Here is a 4,314-nt window from a genome sequence, read left to right as displayed (position 1 = left end):
TCTTTTCTTATAATAGTATGTCTGGCAACAGATGTGCCGTTTTATTTTCCTATTTCCTTCAGCAGTTCGTCCACGGCGGCTTTCAGCTGCGTGTCTTCACCTTTGACGATGGTTTCGGGAGCATTCAGTACCAGAATGTCGGGTTCCAACTGGGAGTTTTCCAGATAGGAGCCGTCGGGCAGGCGATAGCCTACAACGGGGATACCGAATACCAGCGAACGGTCCTGAAGCGTCTCCCAAGATACACTGGTCATGGTACCCGGTACGGGAGCGCCTACCAGTTTACCCAGTTTCTGGTGACTGTACACCCAGGGCGTACCGTGAGCGTTGGAGTAGTTGGCCTCGCACTGCAGCATGATGCTGGGCTTGTTCCAGCGGCGGCTGGGCATGTCGCAGGCTTCGCGTCCGCGTACCACTTGTGTGAAGTATTTCTGTCCGCTGAACAACACTTCGATATCTTCGTGCAGACGTCCGCCGCCGTTGAAGCGGGTGTCGATGACGATGCCTTCGCACTTGTTATACTTACCCAGGATGTCCGAATAGATGTTGCGGAAACTGCCGTCGTCCATCGACTGGATGTGTACGTAGCCCAGACGTCCGCCCGACCAGCGTTCTACGTCGGCTGCACGCTGTTTTACCCATCGGCGATAGAGCAGGCTGTTCAGTGAGCCACTGGTGATGGGCTTCACCACCTCGTCCCAGCGTTCGCCTGTAGCGGGGCTGTAGAAGGATACAAGTGTCTTGCGGCCGGCCTTGCCGTTCAGCAGCTGGCTGATGTCGGTGTTGGCGTCGAGCGTCTGTCCGTCTATCTTCTCGATGCGGTCGCCTGCTTTTACTTTGGACTTGGCGGTATCAAAGGGACCTTTTTCCACTACTTCGTCTATCAGTAGGCCTTCGCCACGGTCGGTCCAGCTATAGAGCAGACCCAGGTTGGCAGTAGCGTCGGTAGCGAGCGACGGATAGTAGCGTCCGCCCGTGTGCGATACGTTCAGTTCGCCCAGCCATTCGCTCAGCAGCTCGGCAAAGTCGTAGTTGTTGCTGATGTGGGGCAGGAATTTGCGGTAGTCTTCTGCCATCTTATCCCAGTCTACACCGTGCATGTTCAGGTTGTAGAAGCGTTTCTTTTCCTGCTTATAAACGTGGTCGAACATGTAGGCACGTTCGTCAGCCAGGTTCATCTTCATTTCGGCGCGGTAGGTGATGGATTCCAGTTTATCGTTCTTGGTGTTCATCTTCTGCATGCTGCGTCCGCTCAGGATGAAGAGGTTGTCGCCCTTCTTATCCAGTGTGAGCGATGCCCAACCTGCGTCCATCTTTTTCAGCAGTTTGGTATCGCGCTTGCGCAGGTCCATCTTCCAAAGGTCGTAACCGCCTTCGAAGGCCGACATGTAGTAAAGACTTTCACCGTCGGCCGAAAGGATGGCATCACCCAGGTTTGAAGAGTTGGGCGTGAGGCGCACGATACGGTCCTCGATGCCGTCCAGTTCCACTGTGATGAGTTTCGTTTCTTCCTTCTTGTCGGCTTCTTTCTTGTCTTTTTTGTCCTTATCGGCTTCTTTGCCTTCTTTCTTCTTGTCTTTATCGGCTTCTTCCTGTTCTTTCTTCTGAAGTTCGTAGTCCTCCTTGCTGAGGCGGAACTTGTCGTAGGCGTCCTGGTTGAGGAATATCAGCATGGCATCTTCGAGCGAACCCCATGAAGCGTGGTTGCGCATACCATAGCGTTCGGTGCTGAAGAGAATGGCATTACCGTCCATTACCCAGCGGGGTGATGAGCTGAAGTAGCCGCTGCCAGTCAGGTTGAAGATTTCTCCCTTGCCGTCGGCACTCACCAGACCTATGTCGGTATAGGGGTCGTGCCCGTTGCCGATGAATTCGAGGGCGAACCATTTTCCGTCGGGCGACCACTGGTAGTTGAATCCGCCGGAAGTGTTGTACCATGTAGAGCCGTCGGTAATTTGGCGTACCTTTTTGGTGTCGAGGTTAAGAACCATCAGGCGATTGCGGTCTTCGATGAAGGCCAGTTCCTTGCCGTCGGGCGAGAAGGTAGGCATGGTGCGCTCTACGGTGGTGGAGGGCAGTAGCACTTCTTCGTCGATCAGGGTGGCGTTGGCAAAGTTGGGGTCTTCCTTACGGGCTATCTTGGCCAGGTAGAGTTGCCAGTTACCGCTACGCTCGCTGGCATAGGCCAGGGTGCGACCGTCGGGAGCGAAGCAGACGTCGGCTTCGGCGGCAGCGGTGTGGGTAATCTGCTTGGTAGTGGCATAGTCGGCCGAAGTGACAAACACTTCACCGCGTATCAGGAAGGCCACCTGTTCGCCATCGGTCGAAGGCGTGGCCGAGGTGGCTCCGCTGCTGAAGTTGAGGCGTGCTACGGCGTCGGTGTCATCACCGGTCAGATTGATTTTCACCTTCTGCGGCCGGCCGTCGGGAGTCTGTGTGTAGATTTCGCCGTCGTAAGTATAGCAGAGGGTACCCTTGGCTTGCGAAAGGAAGCGTACGGGGTGAGTCTTGAAGGTAGTGACGGGTTGAGCTTCTTGCGGGTTGTCCAGCTTCATGCGCCATACGTTGAAGCTGCCGCCGTTGCGTTCGCTCAGGAAGAAGACGTCGCTGCCGTTGTCGGCCAGAATAGGATTGCGGTCTTCGCCGGGGCGATTGGTCAGGTTGGTGTGACGTCCGGTGGTGGCATCGTAGCGCCAGATGTCGCGGGTGACGGACGATGTATGGTGCTTGCGCCATTCGTCTTCAAAGCCTTTGCGGTCCTGGTAGAGGAAGGAACCGTCGGCCTGTGGCAGGAAGTTGATCATTTCGGCAGGCGTGGCCAGTATCTGTTCGGTGCGTCCGCCTGTTGCGGGAACGGCATAAAGTTCGGTCATGGCCGAGGTGGGGAAGAGGGCACTCGAAGCCGGGTCCTGAAGGGCGGCGTTGAAGTAGACTTTCTTGCCGTCGGGCGAGAAGGCGGTGGGTACTTCGGAAGCCGAGTTATAGGTCAGTCGTTTGGCACTTCCGCCGTCGGCGGGCATTACGAATACATCCATATTGCCATAGCGGTCGCTGGCAAAGGCGATTTGCTTGCCGTCGGGCGACCATACGGGCGATGATTCGTAAGAGCTTTGTGAGGTGAGCCGCACGGCTTCGCCTCCCTGTGCATTCACTTTGTAGAGGTCGCCTTTGTAGCAGAAGGCGATCTGGGTGCCGTCGGGCGAGATGCGTACGTCGCGCATCCACAACGGAGTCCCGCCCCAGGCGGTAGCTGTAGCTGCCATACCCAGCAGCAGATAGCATGTCAGTTTTTTCATAAAAAGATAGAATTGAAATGAATACTTGTTCTATAAAGGGCAAAAATAAGGAAAATAGGGAAACGGACTAAAAAAACAGATAAATAATTTGGAGCATATTTGTAAAACCCATATCTTTGCACCGCTTTTTAACAGAAAGCACCTGAAGTTTGGACTATGGTGTAATGGTAGCACAACAGGTTTTGGTTCTGTTTGTCCAGGTTCGAATCCTGGTAGTCCAACATCCAACGTAGGAAACCCTTAAGAGCAGATGCTCTTGAGGGTTTCCTTTTTTTGTGCTCCGGCGGAGTATCAGCCTTCTTCTTTTATTTTATTGTGATAACTCGGGTAGGCCTCCCAGCGTGTACGATAGGCCTCTGTCCGGCCTTGGGGAACAATCAGGGCGGAGAGTTGGCCGAGGAAGGGTAGGGCGTTGTTGCTCAACGTGGGCGGTTCCTTTCCTTCGAAACGCAGGGTGACGAGGGCAAAGCCGGTGCGCAGGGCGTAGTCACCTATTTCCTTTACGTGGGCAGGCAGCGTGATTTCTTTCAGTTGTTCGCATCCGCTGAACGTCCATCCCTTCAGGCTGGCGAGGCTTTGAGGCAGGGCGATGTGTTGCAGGGCGGTGCAGTCGCTGAAGGCGGCTTCGTGAATGATGCCGTCGTAGGTTGTGGCTGTACCGTGGCTTTTGACGGTGACGAGCCGGGTGCAACGGTAGAAGGCGTAACTGCCTATCTGCTGTATGCCGTCGGGCAGGGTAACGGTGCACAACGTGGCAATCTCTCTGAACGCGCCGTCTTCCACGCTGCGCAGGGCAGGGGGCAGACTGACCGATTCGAGGCGGGTTGCCATGAAGGCTTGTGCCCCGATGCTTTCCAGTGCCTGGGGCAGTGTGGCGACCTTCAGACCGCTTTCGCGGAAAGTTTCGTCTTCGATGCGGCGCAGGGCGGTGGCGGAAAGGTCGATGCCGGTCAGGGCGATGCAGTCTTCGAAAGCGTGCGGGCCGATGGTTTTCAGCGAACTGGGCAGTGTGACGGCC

General features: G+C 55.5%; 2 protein-coding genes and 1 tRNA gene. 1 reads left to right on the top strand and 2 read right to left on the bottom strand.

Translation table 11 applies throughout. The annotated features are described in order from the left end of the window. Positions 1 to 41 precede the first annotated feature (41 nt). Positions 42 to 3,296, bottom strand: a complete 3,255-nt coding sequence (locus QVP67_RS09640) for a S41 family peptidase (protein ID WP_022163353.1) — start codon at positions 3,294 to 3,296, stop codon at positions 42 to 44. A gap of 150 nt (positions 3,297 to 3,446) precedes the next feature. Between QVP67_RS09640 and QVP67_RS09635 the strand changes: the two genes are divergently transcribed. Then, positions 3,447 to 3,517 (top strand) — tRNA-Gln (locus QVP67_RS09635). Between the two features lie 70 nt (positions 3,518 to 3,587). Here QVP67_RS09635 and QVP67_RS09630 read toward each other — a convergent pair. After that, positions 3,588 to 4,314, bottom strand: a 727-nt coding sequence (locus QVP67_RS09630; protein ID WP_288180085.1) for a leucine-rich repeat domain-containing protein, incomplete at its 5' end; no start/stop codon positions are given.

The organism is Bacteroides sp. CAG:633 (genome assembly GCF_000435115.1).
Taxonomy (GTDB): Bacteria; Bacteroidota; Bacteroidia; order Bacteroidales; family Bacteroidaceae; genus Bacteroides; species Bacteroides ndongoniae.
The sequence above is the reverse complement of the archived record's forward strand: the minus strand, read 5'-3'. Positions and strand labels throughout refer to the sequence as shown.

Coding starts and splice junctions, on each gene's coding strand:
- QVP67_RS09640 (WP_022163353.1), bottom strand. CDS start 3,296: ATGAAAAAACTGACATGCTATCTGCTGCTGGGTATGGCAGCTACAGCT.